This window comes from Agrobacterium fabrum str. C58, from assembly GCF_000092025.1.
Classification (GTDB): domain Bacteria; phylum Pseudomonadota; class Alphaproteobacteria; order Rhizobiales; family Rhizobiaceae; genus Agrobacterium; species Agrobacterium fabrum.
On sequence record NC_003063.2, the window covers coordinates 1,278,401 to 1,302,500 of the forward strand.

The following is a 24,100-nucleotide window of genomic DNA, read 5'->3' on the forward strand; positions in this document are numbered from 1 at the left end:
CATGGCAAACAGTCAAAAAACAGACGGTCTGGATCACTTCGATCTCAAGATTCTCGAGGTGCTCAGCGAAGACGGGCGCATGTCCGTATTGCAACTCTCAAAAACGGTCGGCCTTTCCAAGACGCCCTGCCAGACACGGCTGAAGCGGCTGGTGGATGAGGGCTATATTCTCGGCTTCAGGGCCATGCTCAATCCACAGAAGCTCGGCGTCGATCACATTGCCTTCGCCGAGGTCAAGCTTTCCGACACGCGGGAAAAGGCGCTGGAAGAGTTCAACACGGCGGTGCGCAAGATCAAGGAAGTGGAGGAGTGCCACATGATCGCAGGCGCCTTCGATTATCTCCTGAAGGTGCGCACCAGCGACATCCGCAAATACCGCAGGGTGCTCGGCGAAAAAATCTCGAGCCTGCCGTCGGTGGCCAATACCTCGACCTTCGTGGTCATGCAGTCCGTCAAGGAAACGGGTATTTGAAAAGCGGATATGGATAAACGGGCAGACGCAAGTCTGCCCGTTCATTGTCATTGCCAGTTTCGTTTTTTCAGCCCGCCGTGGCGGCGGCGGTGACCGCGCTCATCTGCGCATCCGGACCGAATTCGTTTTCGTTTTCGATACCCAGCAGTTCCTGCAGGCGAAGCCTCGCACGGCTCACACGGCTCTTGATCGTGCCGACCGGGCAACCGCAAATCTCGGCAGCTTCCTCATAGGCAAAACCGGAGGCGCCGATCAGCAGGATGGCTTCGCGCTGGTCGTCGGGCAATTTTGCGAGCGCGGTGCGGAAATCCTGAAGGTCGACGGAACCGTGCTGTTCCGGCGGCACGGAGAGGCGCGAGGTATAGACCCCGTCCGTATCCTGCACTTCACGGCCGGATTTACGAATCTGGCTGTAGAATTCGTTGCGCAGGATCGTCACCAGCCATGCCCGCATGTTGGTGCCGGGCTGAAAGCTGTCCTGTTTTGCCCAGGCCTTCATGATCGTGTCCTGCACGAGGTCGTCTGCACGGTCCCTCGAACGGATAAGCGAAATCGCAAACGCGCGCAGGTTCGGCAACGCCGCCAGCATTTCCCGCTTGAAATTATATTCTGTCTGCTCCGGCTCTTTCGCCATCATTCCTCCGAAGCCTTCATGTTGGCCTTGCTTTCGGCTTCATCGAGTTTTTCGAGAAGATCGAGGAATTTGTCAGGGATGCCTTCTTCCTGAACGGCATCATAGAGCTCCCTGAGCTTGCGGGAAATCACCGCCCGCCCGGAATGTGGAACCTGGGGGGGCGCCGAGTTGTCCGGCGAATCTTGGTCCGATTGAAACATGCTCATAACGTCCGGTATTCCTTTTGTGTCGTGGCAAGAATGCGCGGTTAAAAAAATAGTTCCGGCGGTCCGGAACTTTTTTTGCGATACACACGTTGCTATCTTGGGTTTGCGTTGCAGACCGCATGAAAGGGGAGAATTCCATGTCAGTTTCTACACGCATCGCACCGCACCTGCCATATCTTCGCAGGTTCGCGCGTGCCGTTTGCGGCTCACAATCAACGGGCGATGCCTATGTTGCGGCAACACTCGAAGCTCTGATCGCCGACATCAGCATTTTTCCGCAGACAAGCAGCGATCGCGTTTCGCTCTATCAATTGTTCGTATCGATCTTTAGTTCCGTCACGATCAATATTAAGACCGACGAAAACCTGTCCGGCTGGGAAAAACGCGCCTCCGCGAACCTCTCCGCCGTGCCGGCATTGGCCCGTCAGGCTTTCCTTTTGACGACGGTTGAAGAGTTCACGCCATCGGAAACCGCAGAGGTTCTGAGAGTGTCCGAAGATCAGGTCAGCAGACTGATCGACGAGGCGGCCTCTGAAATCGCAAGGCAGGTGGCAACCGATATCATGATCATCGAGGATGAACCTCTGATCGCCATGGATATCGAGCAGATGGTGACCGATCTCGGCCATCGCGTCACGGGCATCGCCCGCACCCACACGGAAGCGCTCGATCTCTTCCATCGCACCCAGCCCAAGATGATACTTGCTGATATCCAGCTCGCCGACGGCAGCTCCGGTCTCGACGCGATGAAGGATATCCTGCAGATGACCACCCTCCCGGTGATCTTTATCACGGCCTTCCCCGAGCGTCTTTTGACAGGCGAGCGACCGGAGCCGACCTTCCTCGTGACGAAGCCGTTTAATCCGGACATGGTGAAAGCGCTTATCAGCCAGGCCCTGTTTTTCAACGAAAGCTCACGCGTCGCGGCTTGAAATTTGCCGAAACCGCAGCCTGACCGGGAACCGGTGTGGTGCCCGGGCGTTGGCGGTTATGGTCGTGGGGCTTTCCCGCGGCTTTCTGCAAGGAGATGAATTTGCATCGGCTGGCATGGCATAACGCGGAGAGGGACGAAAGCGAGCTTCACGATTCGCTTGTCCTTGCCTTGCTCGATTCGGGTGAGACAGTCATGCTGCAGGACTGGAACCGCGACTATATATTCGTGGCCAATCTGCCGGATGTCTGGAAACTTCCGGCGGATTCGCACCCGACTGATGAAAATCTGTTTGGCAATGATCTCTCAGTCCGACTGGCTGAACTTAAGAGGGACATGAACACGGCAGGCAGCCGAGGGATGCTGGAAGTTAATGCCGGCAATGACCGCGTCTTCCAGTTTCAGGTCCACTCCACCTTCAACCAGTCGAACCAGGTGGTGATGAAGACCACCATCCGGGAGGTGACGGCGGAAAGGCGGCGCGAACAGCTTCTGCGCTCGCTGCTGCGCGAGGTCAGCCACCGCTCCAAGAACCTTCTGGCGATCATCCAGAGCCTTGCCGGCCAGACGGCCCGTTTCAGCCTCACCAAGGATGATTTCCTGCGCAAGTTCCGCGGCCGGCTGCATGCCCTTGCCCAGAGCCAGGATCTCATCACGGATTCGGACTGGCGCGGTGCGCGCATATTCGAGCTTCTGCGGCAGCAATTCGATCTATATGTGCCTGAGTATCCCAACCTCATCCATATTGAAGGCGAAAACCTGCTGCTCAACCCGAATGGTGCGCTTTATATCGGGCTCGCCTTCCATGAGCTCGTCGTCAACACCGTCAGCCACAGCGGCAATCTCGCCTATCACCCGCCGATCTCTCTCCAGTGTCGCCAGGACGGTGATTTTTACATCGTCGAATGGAACGAGCCGATGATGCCATCGAAGGAACCGGCTGAGGCCAGGCGCGGCAGTTTCGGCAGCGTGGTGCTGGAAAAGGTGGTGCCTTCCGCTCTCGGTGGCGTTGCCGAATATAAGCTGACGCCGGAACGGATCGTCTATAGCCTCAAATTCCCTTCGGGTGACGCAGCGGTCGCATGACAACGATTGCGGAGGTGAGAGTGAGGCTGCGCGGTCGTTTCCACGCTCGAAATCAACAAAAAAAGCACGGCCCATTACAGAGCCGTGCTATTTTTATGACGGGTTTTCAGGGGTGAAACCCGTTTATAGTCAGCCAAGCTTCAGGCGGGGACGGGGGAATTGCTTGGCCTGCAGTAAAAATGCACACCGCCCCATTCGGTTCCCACAAAATGCATTTTTTTTGACAGAGGCCAATTTTGGCTGTCCCGGGCGAAGACGGCTCAGTGTGTCTGCTCGGTTCGCTTGGGGATGAAATAGCGCATCGGCGCTTCCAGCGACCATTCAAAGCCGGTCTCGCGATATTCGGTGGTAACGTTTCCGCCGAAAGCGCCTTCCGCATGGCGTTTGATGACGGTGGTGCCGAAGCCCTTGCGGCTCGGCTCAGTTGCGGGCGGCCCGCCGGTCTCCGTCCAGACCAGATGGAGCATCTGCCGGCCGTCTTTTTCGAGCGCTTTCCAGCTTACGGTTATTTTTCCCGGCGGAACCGAAAGTGCGCCATATTTGATGGAGTTCGTCGTCAGCTCATGCACCACGAGCCCGAAATTTTGCGCCGCTTCCGGAGACAGCATGAAATCGTCGCCCTCCAGCCTGAAGCGTTCCACGACCGTGCCGAAAACATCGAGATGGGTTTCGATCAGCTTGCGGATCGGCAGACCCTGCCATTGAACTTCCGCGAGAGCCCGGATCGACATCCCAAGGCCGCGCAGGCGGTGATCCACCTCCTTCTGAAACTCCGGAATGCTTTTATTCTCCCTGCCCAGCTGTCGTATCATCGCCTGAACCAGGGTCAGAATGTTCTTGGAGCGGTGTACCAGTTCGTGCAACAGCAGCTGCAACCGCTCTTCCGACTGGCTTCTGTCGAAGGAGGCGTTGGAGAGTGCGATGGCGACCTGGTTGGCCTCCTTTATCTTGGTATCGACGGGGGCCACGATTTCGCCTTCACCGATGCGCTCGGCCATGTGGGTCAGATCGCGGATGGAGCTGCGCAATTGCCGGCCGACGAGATAGGCGCCGCCGATGGCGATCAGCACCAGCACAAGGCTGCCGATCATCATCTGCCGCCAGGTGTCGATCAGCGCCGCCTGGCTCGCGGCAAGCGGTCCCCACATCACGGTCTTCCACTGCCAGCCTGGCAATTGCGCATAGGCGTAGAGATTGCCCTTGCCGTCGAAAAAATTGCCGCTGAAGGCTTGCATTTCCGAAAGTATGGCGGGGTTGACAAAGGGTTTGCCCACTTCCGCCTCATCCTGCGCACTGGAAACGACCACGCGGTTGGTGCCATCGATGATCGCGACCGCCCAGTGGCGCGGTAGGTTTTCCGTGGGAATGAGCCGGCTGAGATCACTGGCATTCTGCGTCAGGATCAACGCGTCTCCGGCCGATCCGAGTTCCGGATCGAGTGGCATGGTGATGTTGAATACCCATTCTTTGCTGGTGGAACCAAAAAACAGGTCCGAGACGGTGATGCGGCGGGATTCAATTGCCTTGGCGAGATTTGCTTCGGCCGGGATCTTGCCCAGCGGCTGGCCGTAGGGAACGCGCGTGTTAAGCCGCTGCTGACCATCTTTGGTGGCGAGAAGGGCATAGAGGCCCTCCCGTTTCAGGCTTTCGGCAACGCGTCCCTGAAACGCAGCGAGGTTGCCATTCTCAAGCTCGGGGAATTGCGACAGCAGATTGAGTGACGTGGCGATTTCCTGCAGGCGACGGTCGATGTTGCGGGAAACCACCCGCACGTCCTCGATTGTTTCCCGTTGCAGGTCGTCGCGTTTTTCCGCCTCGAGGCGCAACATCAGATAACCGACGAAAAGGATAAGCGGCAGCGTAATGACGGTCGCCATCACCACCAGATAGGTGCCGATGGAGGCCGTCGGGAAAAAATTGGCGCTGCGCCGACGCAAAGCCGAAATCGTTTCTTTCAGTCTGTTGCCGGGTCGAGGCATATAAAAAACTCCGGCAGTCATGGCATTGTTACGGCAGGAATAATAGCGCGCTGTCGTCCGTTAGCAATGGCTGATTTTTTACCTTTGGTTGCTGCGGTTCACGGTATCTCCCAAAGCCGTGATCGAAAAAATCGGAACTATTTCCACAACCGTGCCGTTTGCCAATCGAACCGGTCGAGGAGCGGGAGAAATATCACCGCCGGCCAGTTGAGAACGATGAAAGGAAGGTACGAAAATGACTAGGAAACTCGCGACTATCTTTACCGCCGCACTGATGGGTACGACTGCTTTCGCGCCGCTCGCCATCGCTCAGGGAACCACACAGCCTGCACCGGCAAACCCGAGCGCGCAGGCCGAGCCGGCAAGCCCTTCTGCAACGCCGATGACACCGGCGGCCCCGACGGCAGCCGATAGCGCCGCGGCGACAACTGGTGGCGCTTACATCACCGAGCAGGGTGAAAATCAGGTCAGCGCCAATGATTACATCGGTAAATCCGTCTATACCGGCGCTGACGAGAGCATCGGTAATGTCACCAACCTCATCATGGAACAGGACGGTGGTCTTGTCGCAGCCGTGATTGGTGTCGGCGGCTTCCTCGGCATCGGTGCCAAGGATGTGGCCGTTCCTATGGACAAGGTTACAATGACGCGTAACACGCAGGACGGCACTATCCGCCTGACCACGACTGAAACGGCGGAAACGCTGAAGGCCGCGCCGGAATTCAAGACGCTGGAACAGAAGGCCAGCGAAAAGAATGCGGCAGTGCCGGCCGCCCCTGACAGCACGACCACATCGGCAACCAAGCCTTAATTCCCATACCTGGGAGGCAGGAGCGGGACAGGCGATTATCAGTCGTCCCGCGAAGGCACCGGCCATTTGGCCGGTGCTTTTTTGTGTTGGCTTAAGCTTGTTCAGTCCCCGGCATTACGGGAGGAATGCCACGCCCAGGCAGATTTTATGATATCCGATAGAGAATAACGCGGTTCCCAGCCGAGAACCTCTCTGGCCTTGTCGTTATTGGCAACGAGGGTGGTGGAGTCGCCATCGCGCCGTCCGGTATATTCCACGGGGAAGGGGCGGCCGGAGACTTCCGAAATTGCCGCTAGCAGCTCCTTTACCGTGGTGCCGGTGCCGGTGCCGAGGTTGAGTTCGACAGTCTCGCCGCCATCCAGCAGGTAGTCCACTGCCCGCACATGCGCATCGGCAAGATCGAGAATGTGGATATAGTCGCGCACGCAGGTGCCGTCGCGTGTGTCGTAATCCGTGCCGAACACCTTGAAGCCCTGGCGCCGTCCGAGTGCAGCTTCGATGGCAAGCGGGATCGCGTGGGTTTCCGGCTTGTGCCATTCGCCGATGCGGCCTTCGAAATCTGCGCCCGCAGCGTTGAAATAACGCAGCATCACCGAGCGCAGCCCCTCATAGGTGCTGTAATCCTTCAGCGCCTGCTCCACCACCCATTTGGTGCGGCCATAGGGATTGATCGGCGCCTGCCGGTGTGTCTCGTCGATCGGCACCTGTTCCGGCAATCCGTAGGTCGCGCAAGTGGAGGAGAAAACGAACGACGTGACACCGGCATCGATGGCGGCGGAAAGCAGGTTGAGCGAGCCGATGACGTTATTGTCGTAAAAAGCGACCGGTTGCTTGACAGATTCGCCGACTTCGATAAGCGCGGCGAAGTGAAGGACGGCTTCCGGTCGGTGCTTGGCGAAGACCTCGTCCAGCCGCGCCCGGTCGCGAATATCGCCCTGTTCGAAAGGCCCCCAGCGGACAAATTCCTCATGCCCGTTGGAGAGATTGTCGAAAACAACCGGTTCATATCCTCGCTCAGACAGGAGAAGGCAGGTGTGAGAACCGATATAGCCGGCACCGCCGACGACAAGGACTTTCTTCTTCATCAATGGCCTTTCAGAAAATTACGGACGCGCCGAGACTGTATGTCACTTTGTTCAAATGAGGGCGGCGTGGCGCGGGATGCCATCAGCCAATCTATCCTTCGCCGGTAACATAAAAAAAACCGCGCATCCATGGCCTGGATGCGCGGTTTGCCTTTTGCGTGCCGCCAAGAAATTACTTGGTCTTTTTGGTACCGGCCCTCGTGGCCAGAAAACCGGCAGCGACAGCCACGGCGAGCGTCGCATAGGGACGCGCCTGAATGGCCAGCGTCAGCAGCGATTGCAGGGCGAGGGGGGCTGCCGCAAGCGGTGCCGCCGTCAAAGGCGCCAAGGCGGGCCTTGCAGCATATACTCTTGGCCGTTTGACGATGGTGAGTGCCACCAACATGATGACGCCGAGTAGGAAGGCAGCGCCGGCAACGACGAGTGCTGCAGGGCCTGCGCCGACATGTTTGGCGAGATAGATCGACCCTGCCACCACCGCGGCAATGAAGGCGATCAGGAAGAAGATCGCGGTCAGAGCCGACAGGATTATCGTCGTGCGCAACCGTCGCGTAACGACGCGCCCTTCACGCTGGGTCTCCCCCAGATAGACCAGCAATGCTTCAAGCATGGGCTTATCGGCGGGTCAGGAGAGCAAGAACGAAACCGACGCCGATCGCAATACCGAGCGACTGAAGCGGGTTCTTCTGAACCTGGTCCGTCAGATTGTCGTTGAGCGTGGAGATTTCGTTGCGGACCGTGTCGGCCATGTCGCTCGACGCCGAGATCGCGTCATCGGCAACGCGGGCAGCCTGTGCCTTCAACTCGTGCGACGCTCCGACGCCGAGAGCCTTCACGCTCTCGGCAAGATTTGCCAGATCTTCGCGAAGCTGGGCGAGCTGTGCCGCCACATCGGCTGCATCACCGTTTTCGAGGGATTGCTGGATCTTGTCGTTGACGTTGCGCACGCTTGCCATAAGGGAAGTCCTTCCTGAACATCGTTGATGGAACGAGGGCATTTCACTGATTGCCACCGCCCCTAACCTTCGTTTCGGCGGGCGAGACACCCGTCTATCCGTCATTCAAACGCGCCCATGCCGGCTTGGTTCCGCGCGACCATATGTTTTCTTCACCGGCATTTCCGGTCGGGGGCGATTTTCGAGGAATTCGACCCCGAACATTTGTTTTCCTGTCACAAGCATCATATAAGGCCCATCATCCAAGACCGACCTTGACTTCAATCAATATGTGAAACGACATGCTGCAGACGCCCTATTACCTCATCGATAAGACAAAACTTCTTCGCAACATGGAGAAGATTGCCTATGTGCGGGAAAAATCCGGCGCCAAGGCACTGTTGGCGCTGAAATGCTTCGCCACATGGTCGGTGTTCGATTTCATGTCGCAATATATGGATGGCACCACCTCGTCCTCGCTCTACGAAGTGCGCCTCGGCCGCGAGAAATTCGGCGGCGAGACCCATGCTTATTCCGTTGCCTATGCTGATTACGAAATCGACGACGTGATCGCCAATGCCGACAAGATCATCTTCAATTCGATCGGTCAGCTGGAGCGTTTTGCGGATAAAGCATCCGGCATCACCCGTGGTCTGCGCCTCAATCCGCAGGTCAGCTCCTCGAGCTTCGATCTGGCCGATCCTGCGCGTCCCTTCAGCCGTCTTGGCGAGTGGGATGTCGCGAAGGTCGATAAGATCATGGACCGTATTTCCGGTTTCATGATCCACAATAATTGCGAAAACGGTGATTTCTCGCTGTTCGACCGCATGCTGACGCAGATCGAGGAGAAATTCGGATCGCTGCTGTCGCGTGCCGAATGGGTGAGCCTGGGTGGTGGCATCCACTTTACCGGTGACGATTATCCGCTCGACCAGTTCTGCGACCGTCTGCGCGCCTTCTCCGAAAAATATGGCGTGCAGGTCTATCTGGAGCCGGGCGAAGCCTCGATCACCAAAAGCACGACGCTGGAGGTGACGGTTCTCGACACGCTGTTCAACGGCAAGAACCTCGCCATCGTCGACAGCTCCATCGAAGCGCATATGCTCGATCTGCTGATCTACCGCGAAACCGCCAAGGTCTCGCCGAACGAGGGCGAACATCCTTACATGGTCTGCGGCAAGTCCTGCCTCGCCGGCGATATTTTCGGCGATTTCCGCTTCGACAAGGAGCTGAAAGTCGGCGACCGTATCTCCTTCCAAGATGCGGCCGGTTACACCATGGTCAAGAAGAACTGGTTCAATGGCGTGAAGATGCCGGCGATTGCCATCAAGGAACTGGACGGCACCGTGCGCGCCGTTCGTGAATTCGACTTTGCCGATTTCGAGCAAAGCCTGTCTTAAAACCCTGTTTCAACATCCAACGAAGCTTATCCCTGCGGGGAAAAGGAGGCATCACCTGAAATGAAGAAGAACGTTCTGATCATCGGCGCCGGTGGCGTAGCACAGGTCGTGGCGCATAAATGCGCCCAGAACAGCGATGTATTGGGAGACATTCATATTGCGTCACGGACTTTGGGAAAGTGCCGCAAGATTGTCGAGTCCGTACGCGAAAAGAAAAGCCTCAAGACAGATGTGAAACTTGAGGCCCATGCGCTTGACGCTATGGATATCGAGGCGACGAAAGCCTTGATTACGAAAACCGGCGTAGAGATCGTCATCAATGTCGGTTCGTCTTTCGTCAACATGTCCGTTCTTCGTGCCTGCATGGACACGGGTGTTGCCTATATGGATACGGCGATCCACGAGGATCCCACCAAGATTTGCGAGGCGCCGCCGTGGTACGGAAACTACGAGTGGAAGCGTGCGCAAGAATGCAAGGAAAAGGGCGTTACCGCCATTCTCGGCGTCGGTTTCGACCCCGGCGTGGTCAATGCCTATGCCCGCCTTGCCAAGGATGAGTATTTCGACAAGGTCACCTCGGTCGATATCGTCGATATCAATGCTGGCAGCCACGGCCGCTGGTTCTCCACCAATTTCGATCCGGAAATCAACTTCCGCGAATTCACCGGCGTCGTTTATTCCTGGCAGAAGGGTGAGTGGCAGACGAACCAGATGTTCGAAGTCGGCCAGGAATTCGATCTGCCTGTCGTCGGCAAGCAGAAGGCCTATATGACCGGCCATGACGAAGTGCATTCGCTGTCGAAAAATATGGACGGTGCCGATGTGCGCTTCTGGATGGGTTTCGGTGATCACTACATCAACGTCTTCACCGTCCTGAAGAACCTCGGACTCCTATCCGAGAAGCCGGTCAAGACGGCCGAAGGTCTGGAAGTCGTGCCGCTGAAAGTGGTGAAGGCCGTGCTGCCCGATCCGTCGTCGCTGGCGCCTGACTATGTCGGCAAGACCTGCATCGGCGATATCGTCAAGGGTATCAAGGACGGCAAGGAACGCGAAGTCTTCATCTACAACGTGGCCGACCACAAGGAAGCTTACGAAGAAGTTGGCTCGCAGGGCATTTCCTACACCGCCGGCGTTCCCCCGGTCGCCGCTGCCATGCTCATCGCGACCGGCGAATGGGACGTGAAGCAGATGGCCAATGTGGAAGAACTGCCGCCGAAGCCGTTCCTGAACATCCTGAACAAGATTGGTCTGCCGAACCGCATCAAGGACGAAAACGGCGATCGCGCGCTGGAGTTCTAAGCGCAGCATTCTTGACGGATAGAGACAAAAAAGCCCCGCGAAAGCGGGGCTTTTTTCTTGGCTTTATCTATCACGCACTGGACGCAAAACGGGCGTAGTGCCAGTCGATGGAAAGAGGATCCAGTCGCGTTGAAAAACCAGTAGGTAGCAGATCCTCGGGACAAGCCCGAGGATGATGTTGAGAGCAGGTACGCCCCGTCGTCGTCAGTGGCAGAGTGATCTCAGCCTTTCGTCGGCTTCGGCCCACGCTTCTCGAAAGGCTTGTCCTTCTTGCCTTCGTATTTCGGCTTGTCGCCGAAGGCTTTTTTCTTTTTCCAGGGCTTGTCGTCAGCCTTGCGGTCGTCTCGGGGAGCGCCCGCATTGTCGGATTTCGTGAATTTGCGCTGCGCTGTGGCGGGCCTTGTGTCTTCACGGGCGTTGCCGGTCATTTCCGGCTTGCCTTCCATCTGCTTCAGGCGAATGCCCTTTTCGAGCATCATGTCCTTGCCGATGGCGGAGGTAAAACGGTCGACGGCGTCGGCCGCAAGTTCCACGAAGGTTTCCGTCTGCTGCATGCGGATCGCGCCGATATCCTGGCGGGTGATCTTGCCGAAGCGGCACAGCATCGGGATAAGCCAGCGCGGCTCGGCGCTTTGCTTTCGGCCAACGGACAGCGAGAACCATGCGCTGTCGGAGAAATCGGAGCGGTCGCGGCGCGGCGCGTTGTTTTCGGTTGTTTCGAAGCTGTCGCGGCGGGGCTTGCGAGTGTTGTCGAGCGCGACTTCGAAAATGTCTTCCGGTGCCGAACGTCCCGAATGATAAAGGCGCACAAAGGCGGCGGCGACTTTTTCCGCGCCGTGCTGTTCAAGCAGCTTGTTGACGAAATCGCGTTCGTCATCTGTTACCGCTTCGCTGAGCGTCGGGTCGGCCAGAAGGCGTGCGCCATCGCGCTCCACGATCTCTTCAACCGAAGGCGGGCGCACCCATGCGGCGCTGACCTTGGCGCCCTCAAGCAGGCGCTCGGCCTTGCGGCGCTGACTGACCGGTACCACGATGGCGCTGACGCCCTTTTGGCCGGCACGACCGGTACGGCCTGAACGGTGCAGAAGCGTTTCGGAATTGGTCGGCAGGTCGGCATGGATAACGAGTTCCAGGCCGGGCAGGTCGATACCGCGGGCGGCTACGTCGGTGGCCACGCAAACGCGGGCGCGGCCGTCACGCATGGCCTGCAGGGCATGTGTGCGCTCGTTCTGGGTCAGTTCGCCGGAGAGAGCCACGACGGAGAAGCCTCGATTGTTCAGGCGGGCCGTCAGGTGGTTCACCGCGGCGCGGGTGGAGCAGAACACAATGGCGTTGCGGGCTTCGTAAAAGCGCAGCGCGTTGATGATGGCGTTCTCGCGATCGGAAGGCGACACCAGAAGCGCGCGATATTCGATATCGACATGCTGCTTCTGTTCGGAAGCGGTGGCAATGCGCACGGCGTTCTTCTGGTAGCTTTCGGCCAGCTTGGCGATGCTGCGCGGCACGGTGGCCGAGAACATCAGCGTGCGGCGATCGTCGGGCGATTCTTCCAGAATGAATTCCAGATCTTCGCGGAAGCCGAGATCGAGCATCTCGTCGGCCTCGTCAAGCACCACGGCGCGGATCGACGACAGATCGAGTGCATTGCGCTTGATATGGTCGCACAGGCGACCAGGCGTGCCGACGACGATATGGGCGCCGCGCTCCAGCGCCCGGCGCTCGTTGCGGATATCCATGCCGCCGACGCAGGATGCGATGGAGACACCGGCGAATTCATAAAGCCATTCCAGCTCGCGCTTGACCTGCATGGCCAGTTCGCGGGTGGGTGCGATTGCCAGCGCCAGCGGTGCGGAAGCCTGACCGAAGCGTGTATTTTCCGACAGCAGCGTGGTCGCAAGCGCTATGCCGAAGGCAACCGTCTTGCCGGAGCCGGTCTGCGCGGAAACCAGCGCGTCCTTGTTGGCAAGTTCGGGCGCAAGCATGGCTTGCTGTACGGGGGTCAAGTCTTTGTAGCCGCGTTTTTCCAACGCCTGCGCGATCGCCGGGGCGATACCCTGGGTGTCTGTCATCTACCGTCTTTCGGATATGAAGCTGCCCGCATCCGCCCGAAACCAATAGGTCCTAATGTCTCCGGGGCAGCCGATACAGGCCATTTCGGCCATCTGGCCGGTTGCATTGCCGCGCTCATACTGCGAATAGGCCCGTTTGTACAGTGCACCGCGGTACGGTCTTTTACGGGTTTTTATCCTGTTAACGGTTCTGCGGTGTCTTCCTCCGTCTTGAAGGCGGCCTAAAAGGCGTACCGCATGGTTCATAAACGGCATTGCGTGCCCCCCTCCTTTTCGCTAAGAGACCCGCAACTTGAGGCTCTTTTTAAAGAAAGGGCCGACTGGGTTTGTTCTTATCCGTCCGTTTTCCTGAAGGAGCCGGCGGGAAAATGGGATGGTACTGGTCAAGGCTATGGCTCGCATTGTCATGAAATTCGGCGGCACGTCCGTCGCGAACCTCGAACGTATTCACAATGTCGCACGGCATGTGAAACGCGAAGTGGATGCCGGCCATGAAGTGGCCGTGGTCGTTTCCGCCATGTCCGGCAAAACCAATGAGCTGGTGGACTGGGTGCAGAATGCTGCGAAGGTGGCCGGCACCAATGCCGCCTCCTTTTATGATGCGCGCGAATATGACGCGGTTGTCGCCTCCGGCGAGCAGGTGACCTCTGGCCTTCTGGCAATCACCCTGCAATCCATGGGCATCAACGCACGCTCCTGGCAGGGCTGGCAGATCCCGATCCGCACCGACAATGCGCATGGCGCCGCCCGCATCCTCGAGATCGACGGTTCGGATATCGTTCATCGCATGGGTGAGGGGCAGGTTGCCGTGGTTGCCGGTTTCCAGGGCATCGGCCCGGATAATCGCATCGCGACGCTCGGCCGCGGCGGCTCGGATACGTCGGCTGTCGCCATCGCCGCTGCCGTCAAGGCGGATCGTTGCGATATCTATACCGATGTCGACGGCGTCTACACCACCGATCCGCGCATCGAGCCCAAGGCTCGCCGCATGAAGAAGATCGCCTTCGAGGAAATGCTCGAAATGGCGTCTCTCGGCGCGAAGGTTCTGCAGGTTCGCTCGGTCGAGCTTGCCATGGTACACAAGGTGCGCACCTTCGTTCGCTCCAGTTTCGAGGATCCCGATGCGCCGGGCATGGGCGACCTCATCAACCCGCCCGGTACTTTGATTTGTGACGAGGATGAAATCGTGGAACAGGAAGTCGTAACCGGCATCGCCTATGCCAAGGATGAAGCACAGATTTCGCTGCGTCGCGTCGCCGACCGTCCGGGCGTCTCCGCCGCGATTTTCGGACCGCTCGCCGAAGCGCATATCAACGTCGACATGATCGTGCAGAACATCTCCGAAGATGGCTCGCGCACCGACATGACCTTCACAGTTCCTTCGGGCGACGTTGCCAAGGCTCTGCGCGTTCTGGACGAGAACAAGGGCCAGATCGGCTTCGACGTCGCGCAGAACGAAACGGGCCTCGCCAAGGTTTCGGTCATCGGTATCGGCATGCGCAGCCACGCCGGCGTTGCCGCCAGCGCGTTCAAGGCGCTGGCCGAGAAGAACATCAACATCAAGGCGATCACCACTTCCGAAATCAAAATTTCGATCCTGATCGACGGCGCCTATGCCGAACTTGCGGTTCGCACTTTGCATTCCGCTTACGGTCTCGATAAGGCTTGAACCCGAGACATCGGTTCCCGATGCTCCGATTCTTCGGAGTTGCGTTCTTCCGATGTGGCGTTTCATGAAAGCGTGTCCCTTGCGGGACGCGCTTCTCGCGCTATAAATTTTTAAATGACGTTTTGATTCTCGAATATTATGACATTCGGATCGGAAGCGTCGGGGAGCAAACGCGATGAGAGATCTTTCCGCAGGTCCGCGCGTCCTGCTCAAGCGGCTGCGCGAAATGATGGCGGAGCACCTTGAGCCGCAGGAGCGTCTGGACCAGATCGTCCGTCAGATAGCCAGCAACATGGTTGCGGAGGTTTGCTCGGTCTATGTGCTGCGCTCCGACAGCGTGCTGGAGCTTTATGCCACGGAAGGTCTCAACAAGGATGCCGTGCATCTTGCCCAGCTGAAAATGGGGCAGGGTCTTGTCGGCACCATTGCCGCTTCCGCCCAGCCGCTCAATCTTTCCGATGCGCAGGCGCATCCCGCTTTCCGCTATCTTCCTGAAACCGGTGAGGAAATTTATCATTCCTTCCTCGGCGTGCCGATTTTGCGCTCCGGTCGCACTCTTGGCGTTCTTGTGGTCCAGAACAAGGCCAGCCGAACGTACCGGGAGGATGAGGTTGAAGCGCTCGAGACAACTGCGATGCTCATCGCTGAAATAGTGGCGAGCGGTGAATTGAAGAAGATCACCCGCCCCGGCGTGGAACTCGACCTGACGCGCGCCGTGTCCATCGATGGCGATGCCTACGGCGAAGGCATCGGCCTTGGTCATGTCGTGCTGCATGACCCCCGAATCGTCGTCACCAATCTTCTGAACGAGGATGCGGATACGGAAATCCGGCGTCTTGCCGATGCCATCGGTTCGCTGCGGCTCTCCATCGACGACATGTTGCAGCGCCGCGACGTGCCTACGGAAGGCGAACATCGCGAAGTTCTGGAAACCTACCGCATGTTCGCCCACGATCAGGGTTGGGTGCGGCGCATGGAAGAGGCGATCCGCAACGGCCTGACGGCGGAAGCCGCGGTCGAGAAGGTGCAGAGCGACACCAAGGCGCGCATGATGCGCCTGACCGATCCCTATCTGCGCGAGCGCATGCATGATTTCGACGATCTCGCCAACCGGCTGCTGCGCCAGTTGATCGGTTTCGGCGGTCATAATCCCGCGCAGGATTTTCCGCTCGATGCCATCGTGCTTGCCCGCGCCATGGGGGCTGCCGAACTGCTGGATTATCCGCGTGAGAAGTTGCGCGGACTGGTGCTCGAAGACGGCGCGGTGACGAGCCACGTCGTCATTGTCGCGCGCGCCATGGGTATCCCGATCATCGGGCAGGCGACCGGCATCGTCGCACTTGCCGAAAATAACGATCCGATCATCATCGATGGCGATGACGGCCAGGTGCATTTGCGCCCGATGTCGGATTTGCAGCGCGCCTATGAGGAAAAAGTTCGCCTGCGCGCCAAGCGCCAGGAGCAGTTCCGCGCGCTGCGCAATGTCGAGCCGATCACCAAGGATGGCCAGAAGGTCAATCTAAAGATGAATGCGGGCCTGCTGGTTGACCTGCCGCAGCTGGAGGAATCCGGCGCCGATGGCATTGGCCTGTTCCGCACCGAGCTGCAATTCATGATCGCCTCCAATATGCCGAAGGGCGAGGAGCAGGAAGCTTTCTACCGCTCCGTTCTGCGGCAGGCAAAGGGCAAGAGCGTTACCTTCCGCACGCTGGATATCGGCGGCGACAAGGTCGTCTCCTATATGCGCGGCCAGGAAGAGGAAAACCCGGCACTCGGCTGGCGGGCGATCCGCCTGTCACTTGATCGTCCGGGCCTGATGCGCACGCAGATGCGCGCGCTGTTGCGTGCCGCTTCAGGTGCTGAACTGCGCATGATGTTGCCGATGGTGACGGAAGTGTCCGAAATCCGCGCCGCGCGCGACCTGTTGCAGAAAGAAGTGCAGCATCTGTCGAAGTTCAGCCACGCGCTGCCGAAAAAGCTGCAATTCGGCGCGATGCTGGAAGTGCCGTCCCTGATGTGGCAGCTCGATGAGCTGATGCAGGAGGTGGATTTCGTTTCCGTCGGTTCGAACGACCTATTCCAGTTCTCGATGGCGGTCGATCGCGGCAATGCACGGGTGTCGGATCGTTTTGACAATCTCGGCAAGCCGTTCCTGCGCATTCTGCGCGATATCGTGCGCGCCGGTGAGAAACACCACACCGCCGTCACGCTTTGCGGCGAAATGGCAAGCAAGCCACTTTCGGCCATGGCGTTGATCGGCCTTGGTTTCCGCTCGGTTTCTATGTCTCCGACGGCGATCGGTCCGGTCAAGGCGATGCTGCTCGGGCTCGATGCCGCCAACCTTGCCGAAGAGCTGAACGCGGCGCTGGACGATCACAATTCGCTGGAAAGTGCGCGCGAGGTGTTGTTACGCTTTGCCGCGACGCATTCCATTCCCATTTAAAACGACCTGTTTCATTATTGGAGTGACTGGTGGCGAAGCTTCCCGTCGAAAAAATGCGCGAGTTGGAACGACGTTTCGGCGAGATCGAAGCGCGCATGTCGGCCGGCCCGGCAGCGGATGTCTATGTGAAGCTGGCTTCGGAATATTCCGAACTTGAGCCGGTGGTGAAGAAAATCCGCGACTACGAAAAAGCGATTTCCGAGGCCGCTGATCTGGAAGCGCTGCTTGCCGATAAAACCACCGACAAGGACATGCGCGATCTGGCGGAAATGGAGTTGCCGGAGGTCGAGACGCGCATCCGTGAGCTTGAAAAGGACATGCAGGTCCTTTTGCTTCCCAAGGATGCGGCGGATGAAAAAAGCGCGATCCTTGAAATTCGCGCCGGCACCGGCGGGTCCGAGGCAGCTCTTTTCGCCGGCGATCTGTTCCGCATGTATGAGCGCTTCGCTGCGACCAAGGGCTGGAAGGTGGAAGTGCTTTCCGCCAGCGAAGGCGAAGCGGGCGGTTACAAGGAAATCATCGCCACGATCACCGGGCGAGGGGTGTTCTCCAAGCTGAAATTCGAATCCGGCGTGCACCGTGTGCAACGTGTGCCGGAAACGGAAGCGAGCGGCCGCATCCACACCTCTGCCGCCACCGTCGCAGTCCTTCCTGAAGCCGAAGACATCGACGTCGAAATCCGCCCGGAAGATATCCGCATCGACACGATGCGTGCTTCGGGCGCAGGTGGCCAGCACGTCAACACCACCGACTCCGCCGTTCGCATCACCCATCTTCCAACGGGCCTGATCGTCACCAGCTCGGAAAAATCGCAGCACCAGAACCGTGCCAAAGCCATGCAGGTTCTTCGCTCCCGCCTTTACGACATCGAGCGTCAGAAGGTGGACAGCGAACGCTCCGCCGACCGCAAGAGCCAGGTCGGTTCCGGCGACCGTTCCGAACGTATCCGCACTTATAATTTTCCGCAGGGCCGTGTTACCGATCACCGCATCAATCTCACGCTCTATAAGCTGGATCGCGTGATCGAAGGCGAGATCGATGAACTTGTGGATGCGCTGATCGCCGATTATCAGGCCGGCCAGCTGGCGCAACTTGGCGAACAACAGCTTTGAGCGGCGGCGGTGACGCAACGGTTTCGGCAGAGCTTATCGCCGCCCGCAAACGGCTGCAGGCGGCTGGTGTCGCCGATCCGCTCGTTGATGCCCGCCTGCTGATTGCTGATGTCACCGGTTTCTCACTGACAGATTTCGTGATGAAACCTGAGCATCCAGTCACGCAGGACGAAAGCGCTCGTATTGCGGCTATGATCGAAAGGCGGGCTGAGGGTGAACCCGTGCATCGCATTCTCGGCCACCGCGAATTTCATGGCCTTGATCTTCTTCTGTCGAAGGAAACGCTCGAACCGCGCCCGGATACAGAGGTTCTCGTCGATACGCTGTTGCCGGCGTTAAAAGAGGCGGTTTCCCGAAAGGGTAGCGCCCGCATTCTGGATTTGGGCACGGGAACGGGTGCGATCTGTCTGGCGCTTTTAAAGGAATGTGCGCAGGCGTCCGGTATCGGTAGTGATATTTCAGCCGATGCGCTGGAAACGGCTGCTAAAAATGCCGCTCGAAATGGTCTCGATTCACGCTTCGAAACCATTCGCAGTAACTGGTTTGAAAAAATCTCTGGTCGCTTTGACATAATTGTGTCGAATCCGCCCTATATAAGAACGGATATCGTCGCAACGCTCGACCCAGAGGTTCGTAACCACGATCCGATGGCCGCGCTGGACGGAGGTCAGGACGGCCTTGCACCGTACCGCCTCATTGCTGCCGACGCAGGCCGCTTTCTTGTGGAAAACGGGACTGTCGGTGTGGAGATCGGTTTCGATCAAAGGCTTGATGTTTCCGCTATATTTGCTTCTCACGGCTTCTCTCTTCTGGATGCCGTGAAGGATTATGGCGGTAACGACAGAGTTTTGACCTTCCGGAGATAGTTGTTCGCGATATGTCTGCGGATTTTTTGCAAGGATATTTTGCACAGCAAAAGAAAAGGCTTGGATTTCCGCGGGAAGCGGGATAGTTTGCGCCCACATGCCGGGTGGCTGAGGACGAATTTAGATTCGTCAGGGTATGGGTCTCAGTCCCGAAGCGGGTTCTTTTAGAACCCTGAAGGCTGGGCGTTTCCGGCATGTGAATCAGTAAACTTTGTTCGCAGGTGGCTCGTTGCAGCATTTTGCGCGACCGGTCGTCATACGCGAGGTCTTGTCTGGGGTTATCTTCAGCAGGGCGCGTAGTGCAGCAATTTCAGGAAAAATTTCCAGCGGTTTTCCGCCCGGAATTGCATGAAATAATCAGATTGTCAGCAAAACAGAATTCAGGTGAGCAATTGATGAGGCCAGGACAGCAGAACAAGCGCGGCCGGGGGCGTGGAAGCAACAACAATAACAATGGTGGCGGTAACAACAACAACTTCAACCGCAAGGGCGGTAACCCGCTCACCAGGACTTATGACAGCTCCGGCCCCGATGTTAAAATCCGTGGCACAGCCCAGCACATAGCGGAAAAATACACGGCTCTGGCGCGTGACGCGCAGAGTTCCGGCGACCGCGTGATCGCTGAGAACTATCTGCAGCACGCTGAACATTATAACCGCATCATCGCGTCGGCTCAGGCCCAGATGCAGGAACGCTTCCAGCGCGACGACCGTGGCGAGTACAATGCCGCCGATGGCGACGAGATGGATATGAACGACGGCGACGATAACTTCGTTGCACCGCAGCAGCAGGGCGAACAGGTCGAGCGCGCGCAGCAGCCGGAACGCCAGGAACGTACTGAGCGGAACGAGCCACGCCAAGAGCGTCGTGAGCGTCCCGAACGCCGCGAACGGCAGGAGCGTCAGCCGCGCCAGCCGCAGGTGGCCACTGACCAGCAACCGCCGGTCTACGACGCCAGCCAGGCGCCACAGCCCGTCATCGAAGGTACGCCCATGGAAGTGGCCGTCGAGGAAGAGCAGCAGCAGGTGGAAGCACCGGCCGCAGCACCCAAGACGCGTCGGGCAACCGGTCCGCGTCCGCGTCGCCCGCGTCGCACCGCCGCTGCGGAAGGTGCCGAAGGCGAAGAAGCGCCGGCTGGTGAAGATGCTGCAGCGACGACGCTTGAGAATGCTGCTGAATAAGCAGCGTCAGCAAACAAGCTCTGCAATTGAAAAACTCCGGCTTGCCGGAGTTTTTTGTTTTTTGGCGATGGGTGCGAGACCGGCCGCCGCCCAAGTCTGATCGCAGGGCGGAATTGATGCCGGTCAAGTCAGGTGAAAATTTCCCGGGTAGCGGATTTTCGCCCCTTTAAACCCATGAAAATGCCTCCCATATTCGTGCAGGATGGACGGAAACCGCATTCGCGGGCGACCGGCCATCAAGAGGCGGCAATCGTGAAATCCTATGAACACGACTGTCGTAGCGGGGCTTGCCTTTGAGGGAGCCTCAACCCTAACACCCGGAGCCGTGCCGAAAGCGGGCGGGCCGGTCTATGGAGGTTCGACTATGAATATTGATAAATACTCCGAGCGCGTTCGCGGTTTTCTGCAATCGGCGCAAACCTTTGCGCTCGCCGAAAATCATCAGCAGTTCTCGCCCGAACATGTTCTGAAAGTTCTGCTTGATGATGAGCAGGGCATGGCCGCATCGCTGATCGAGCGTGCGGGCGGCGACGCCAAGGAAGCGCGTCTCGCCAATGACGCGGCCCTTGCAAAATTGCCCAAGGTATCCGGCGGCAATGGCGGCCTTTCGCTGACGGCTCCGCTCGCCAAGGTATTTTCGACCGCAGAAGACCTTGCCAAGAAGGCCGGCGACAGTTTCGTGACCGTCGAGCGTCTTCTGCAGGCGCTTGCGATCGAAAGCTCCGCTTCCACCTCGGCTTCCCTGAAAAAAGCGGGTGCGACCGCACAGGCGCTCAATCAGGTCATCAACGACATTCGCAAGGGCCGCACGGCCGATAGCGCCAATGCCGAACAGGGCTTTGACGCGCTGAAGAAATATGCGCGCGACCTGACGGAGGAAGCCCGCGAGGGTAGACTCGACCCCGTCATCGGTCGTGACGACGAAATTCGTCGCACCATCCAGGTCCTGTCGCGCCGCACCAAGAACAATCCCGTGCTGATCGGTGAACCGGGCGTCGGTAAAACGGCGATTGCCGAAGGCCTTGCGCTGCGCATCGTCAATGGCGACGTGCCGGAGAGCCTGAAGGACAAAAAGCTGATGGCGCTCGATATGGGCGCGCTGATCGCCGGTGCGAAATATCGCGGTGAGTTCGAAGAGCGCCTGAAGGCTGTGCTGAACGAGGTGCAGGCCGAAAATGGCGGCATCATCCTGTTCATCGATGAGATGCACACCCTGGTCGGCGCCGGCAAGGCCGATGGCGCCATGGATGCGTCCAACCTGCTGAAACCTGCGCTTGCCCGCGGTGAGCTGCACTGCGTCGGCGCCACCACGCTCGATGAATATCGCAAGCATGTGGAGAAGGATCCAGCCCTTGCCCGCCGTTTCCAGCCCGTTCTGGTGGATGAACCGAACGTCGAGGATACGATCTCGATCCTGCGCGGTCTGAAGGAAAAATACGAACAGCACCACAAGGTCCGCATCTCGGATTCGGCCCTGGTTGCGGCTGCGACGCTTTCCAACCGTTACATTACCGACCGGTTTCTGCCCGACAAGGCAATCGACCTGATGGACGAGGCCGCTTCGCGTCTTCGCATGCAGGTGGATTCCAAGCCGGAAGAACTGGACGAACTGGATCGTCGCATCATCCAGCTGAAGATCGAGCGCGAAGCCCTGAAGCAGGAAACGGACCAGTCCTCCGTCGACCGTTTGAGGAAGCTCGAGGACGAACTGGCCGATACGGAAGAAAAGGCAGATGCGCTGACGGCCCGCTGGCAGGCGGAAAAGCAGAAGCTCGGCCACGCCGCCGACCTGAAGAAGCGGCTGGATGAAGCCCGAAACGAACTGGCAATCGCCCAGCGCAATGGCCAGTTCCAGCGTGCCGGCGAGTTGACCTACGGCATCATTCCCGGCCTCGAAAAGGAACTGGCAGCGGCGGAAGCCCGCGATAGCAGCGGTGCCGGTTCGATGGTTCAGGAAGTGGTGACGCCGGACAATATTGCCCATGTCGTCTCCCGCTGGACCGGCATTCCGGTCGACAAGATGCTGGAAGGCCAGCGCGAAAAGCTGTTGCGCATGGAAGACGAGCTCGCCAAGTCCGTTGTCGGGCAGGGTGAGGCCGTTCAGGCGGTGTCCAAGGCGGTTCGCCGTTCGCGCGCCGGCCTGCAGGATCCTAACCGGCCGATCGGTTCGTTCATCTTTCTCGGCCCGACGGGTGTGGGCAAGACCGAGCTGACCAAGTCGCTCGCCCGCTTCCTGTTCGACGACGAAACCGCGATGGTCCGCCTCGATATGTCGGAATATATGGAGAAACACTCCGTTGCCCGGCTGATCGGTGCACCTCCGGGCTATGTCGGCTACGAAGAGGGCGGTGCCCTGACGGAAGCGGTTCGCCGCCGGCCCTATCAGGTCGTGTTGTTCGATGAGATCGAAAAAGCGCATCCGGATGTCTTCAACGTCCTGCTGCAGGTGCTGGATGATGGCCGCCTGACCGATGGCCAGGGCCGCACCGTCGATTTCAAGAACACCATCATCATCATGACCTCAAACCTCGGTTCGGAATTCATGACGCAGATGGGCGACAACGACGATGTGGATTCGGTTCGCGAACTTGTCATGGAACGGGTTCGGTCGCATTTCCGGCCGGAATTCCTCAACCGCATCGACGATATCATCCTGTTCCATCGCCTGCGGCGTGACGAAATGGGTGCGATCGTGGAAATCCAGTTGAAGCGCCTTGTCTCGCTTCTGGCCGATCGCAAGATCACGCTCGAACTGGATGAGGATGCTCGCAGCTGGCTTGCCAACAAGGGTTACGATCCGGCTTATGGTGCGCGGCCGCTGAAGCGGGTGATCCAGAAATCGGTTCAGGACCGGCTGGCGGAAATGATCCTCGGCGGTGAAATCCCCGATGGTTCGCGGGTCAAGGTAACTTCGGGCACCGACCGGTTGCTGTTCAAGGTCAAGCCCGCCAAGGGTGAGGCCGAGACTGAAACGGCCGATGCGGCATAAAACGAAAGGGCTCCGGAAACGGAGCCCTTTTCATTTGGTCGGAACTGTCGGTCTGGAATTCGCCGGCGATCAGCGGCTCGCCACCTGATTGGGCTTTTCATCGATGTTGAGCAGGTTGTCGATGCGTTTTCTCTCGTCGGAGAAACGGGCCAGCGCCACACCGGAAAGCGACTTGCCGCCCGGCAGGCGCACCTTCATCGCATCCACTTTGGTGCCGTTGACGATCAGCTCGTAATGCAGATGCGCACCGGTCGAAAGGCCCGTCGAACCGACATAACCGATTACCTGACCCTGCCGGACCTTGGAACCCTCGGTGACGCCCTTGGCGATCGCGCTCTGGTGGTTATAGGATGAGACATAGCCATTGGCATGGCGGATCAGGGTCTGGTTGCCGTAACCGGAGGCCCAGCCGGCCTTTTCAACGGTGCCGTTGCCGGTGGCGATGATCGGCGTTCCACGGGCTGCTGCCCAGTCGGTACCGGTATGCATGCGGCTGAATTTCAGGACGGGATGGCGGCGCATGCCGAAACCGGAGGTCATGCGGCCGTTCGGAACGGGGTTTCGCAACAGGAATTGCCGGATGCTCTTGCCGTTCTCGTCGAAATAATCGACGCTGTTATCTTCCGGGCTCTGGAACCGGTAAAAACGTGTTTCGTTGTCACCGAACTTGGCGTTGACGTAGAGCAGCTCGGATTTGTCCGTCGCTTTGCCGTCCGCATCTTCCACCGAAAAGAAGGCTTCCAGCGTATCGGTCGGTTTAAGCTGCGCCTGGAAATCGACGCTGCTGGCAAGAAGCTTGATCAGCTGCGAGACCATGCTCTGGTTCATGCCATAAGCGAGAGCAGCACGGTAAACCCCGTCATAGACGCTGGGCAGATCGCGGCCGGCGGCCGGTGCCGGTGTGCTGTCGAAGGCGGTCGCCACCGCGTCGAG

General features: G+C 58.6%; 20 protein-coding genes (1 of these 20 only partly in view). 12 read left to right on the forward strand and 8 right to left on the reverse strand.

Going from position 1 to position 24,100, the window contains the following annotated elements; all coding sequences use genetic code 11:
- Position 1 precedes the first annotated feature (1 nt).
- Positions 2 to 472 carry an Lrp/AsnC family transcriptional regulator gene (locus ATU_RS19435; protein WP_006313921.1) on the forward strand — a complete coding sequence of 157 codons (471 nt, stop codon included), beginning with the start codon at positions 2 to 4 and terminating at the stop codon, positions 470 to 472.
- 67 nt (positions 473 to 539) lie between these two features.
- Here the strand turns inward: ATU_RS19435 and ATU_RS19440 are convergent, their stop codons facing one another.
- Positions 540 to 1,106, reverse strand: a complete 567-nt coding sequence (locus ATU_RS19440; RefSeq protein ID WP_006313922.1) for an RNA polymerase sigma factor — start codon at positions 1,104 to 1,106, stop codon at positions 540 to 542.
- Complete coding sequence (locus tag ATU_RS19445; protein ID WP_006313923.1) at positions 1,106 to 1,312, reverse strand: NepR family anti-sigma factor; 207 nt, start codon at positions 1,310 to 1,312, stop codon at positions 1,106 to 1,108. Before ATU_RS19445 ends, ATU_RS19440 begins: the two co-directional genes overlap by 1 nt.
- 137 nt (positions 1,313 to 1,449) lie before the next feature.
- Between ATU_RS19445 and ATU_RS19450 the strand changes: the two genes are divergently transcribed.
- Both ATU_RS19450 and ATU_RS19455 read left to right on the forward strand, forming a co-directional pair.
- On the forward strand, positions 1,450 to 2,244 hold the full coding sequence (locus tag ATU_RS19450) for a response regulator (protein WP_006313924.1): 795 nt from the start codon (positions 1,450 to 1,452) through the stop codon (positions 2,242 to 2,244).
- Positions 2,245 to 2,339: 95 nt separating this feature from the next.
- Complete coding sequence (locus tag ATU_RS19455; RefSeq protein ID WP_010973606.1) at positions 2,340 to 3,329, forward strand: sensor histidine kinase; 990 nt, start codon at positions 2,340 to 2,342, stop codon at positions 3,327 to 3,329.
- A 260-nt stretch (positions 3,330 to 3,589) separates the two neighbouring features.
- Here the strand turns inward: ATU_RS19455 and ATU_RS19460 are convergent, their stop codons facing one another.
- Positions 3,590 to 5,308 (reverse strand): sensor histidine kinase, encoded by a 1,719-nt coding sequence (locus ATU_RS19460; protein ID WP_035215803.1) that lies wholly within the window; start codon positions 5,306 to 5,308, stop codon positions 3,590 to 3,592.
- A 235-nt stretch (positions 5,309 to 5,543) separates the two neighbouring features.
- Here ATU_RS19460 and ATU_RS19465 point away from each other — a divergent pair, with 235 nt between their 5' ends.
- A complete protein-coding gene (locus ATU_RS19465) occupies positions 5,544 to 6,119 on the forward strand; it encodes a PRC-barrel domain-containing protein (RefSeq protein ID WP_010973607.1) in 576 nt (191 codons plus the stop codon).
- Positions 6,120 to 6,220: 101 nt separating this feature from the next.
- Here the strand turns inward: ATU_RS19465 and galE are convergent, their stop codons facing one another.
- The 3 genes from galE to ATU_RS19480 form a co-directional block, all read right to left on the reverse strand.
- Positions 6,221 to 7,204 carry a UDP-glucose 4-epimerase GalE gene (galE, locus tag ATU_RS19470; protein WP_046033692.1) on the reverse strand — a complete coding sequence of 328 codons (984 nt, stop codon included), beginning with the start codon at positions 7,202 to 7,204 and terminating at the stop codon, positions 6,221 to 6,223.
- Between the two features lie 172 nt (positions 7,205 to 7,376).
- Positions 7,377 to 7,814, reverse strand: coding sequence for a hypothetical protein (locus ATU_RS19475; RefSeq protein WP_010973609.1), 438 nt, complete (start codon positions 7,812 to 7,814; stop codon positions 7,377 to 7,379).
- A gap of 4 nt (positions 7,815 to 7,818) precedes the next feature.
- Positions 7,819 to 8,160: an ElaB/YgaM/YqjD family protein gene (locus tag ATU_RS19480; protein WP_035255761.1), complete on the reverse strand. Its 342-nt coding sequence runs from the start codon at positions 8,158 to 8,160 to the stop codon at positions 7,819 to 7,821.
- Positions 8,161 to 8,441: 281 nt separating this feature from the next.
- Here ATU_RS19480 and nspC point away from each other — a divergent pair, with 281 nt between their 5' ends.
- Positions 8,442 to 9,539, forward strand: a complete 1,098-nt coding sequence (gene nspC, locus ATU_RS19485; RefSeq protein WP_010973611.1) for a carboxynorspermidine decarboxylase — start codon at positions 8,442 to 8,444, stop codon at positions 9,537 to 9,539.
- 60 nt (positions 9,540 to 9,599) lie between these two features.
- A complete protein-coding gene (locus ATU_RS19490) occupies positions 9,600 to 10,838 on the forward strand; it encodes a saccharopine dehydrogenase family protein (protein WP_010973612.1) in 1,239 nt (412 codons plus the stop codon).
- Between the two features lie 221 nt (positions 10,839 to 11,059).
- Here the strand turns inward: ATU_RS19490 and ATU_RS19495 are convergent, their stop codons facing one another.
- Positions 11,060 to 12,907, reverse strand: a complete 1,848-nt coding sequence (locus ATU_RS19495) for a DEAD/DEAH box helicase (RefSeq protein WP_006313934.1) — start codon at positions 12,905 to 12,907, stop codon at positions 11,060 to 11,062.
- Between the two features lie 391 nt (positions 12,908 to 13,298).
- Between ATU_RS19495 and ATU_RS19500 the strand changes: the two genes are divergently transcribed.
- The 6 genes from ATU_RS19500 to clpB all read left to right on the forward strand — a co-directional run bounded on the left by ATU_RS19500 (position 13,299) and on the right by clpB (position 23,167).
- Positions 13,299 to 14,576, forward strand: a complete 1,278-nt coding sequence (locus tag ATU_RS19500) for an aspartate kinase (protein WP_010973614.1) — start codon at positions 13,299 to 13,301, stop codon at positions 14,574 to 14,576.
- Between the two features lie 175 nt (positions 14,577 to 14,751).
- Complete coding sequence (ptsP, locus tag ATU_RS19505; RefSeq protein WP_006313936.1) at positions 14,752 to 17,019, forward strand: phosphoenolpyruvate--protein phosphotransferase; 2,268 nt, start codon at positions 14,752 to 14,754, stop codon at positions 17,017 to 17,019.
- A 29-nt stretch (positions 17,020 to 17,048) separates the two neighbouring features.
- Positions 17,049 to 18,131, forward strand: a complete 1,083-nt coding sequence (gene prfA, locus ATU_RS19510) for a peptide chain release factor 1 (protein ID WP_010973615.1) — start codon at positions 17,049 to 17,051, stop codon at positions 18,129 to 18,131.
- Positions 18,128 to 18,997 carry a peptide chain release factor N(5)-glutamine methyltransferase gene (gene prmC / locus ATU_RS19515; protein WP_010973616.1) on the forward strand — a complete coding sequence of 290 codons (870 nt, stop codon included), beginning with the start codon at positions 18,128 to 18,130 and terminating at the stop codon, positions 18,995 to 18,997. Before prfA ends, prmC begins: the two co-directional genes overlap by 4 nt.
- Positions 18,998 to 19,392: 395 nt before the next feature.
- Positions 19,393 to 20,178, forward strand: coding sequence for a DUF4167 domain-containing protein (locus tag ATU_RS19520; RefSeq protein ID WP_010973617.1), 786 nt, complete (start codon positions 19,393 to 19,395; stop codon positions 20,176 to 20,178).
- A gap of 364 nt (positions 20,179 to 20,542) precedes the next feature.
- On the forward strand, positions 20,543 to 23,167 hold the full coding sequence (clpB, locus tag ATU_RS19525) for an ATP-dependent chaperone ClpB (protein ID WP_010973618.1): 2,625 nt from the start codon (positions 20,543 to 20,545) through the stop codon (positions 23,165 to 23,167).
- A gap of 69 nt (positions 23,168 to 23,236) precedes the next feature.
- Here clpB and ATU_RS19530 read toward each other — a convergent pair whose 3' ends face one another.
- A protein-coding gene (locus ATU_RS19530; protein ID WP_010973619.1) for a M23 family metallopeptidase crosses the window boundary here: on the reverse strand, positions 23,237 to 24,100 show its 3' end. 1,083 nt of this gene lie beyond the right edge of the window; only the last 864 of its 1,947 coding nucleotides appear in the window; its start codon lies beyond the right edge, outside the window — the gene reads right to left on this strand; its stop codon occupies positions 23,237 to 23,239.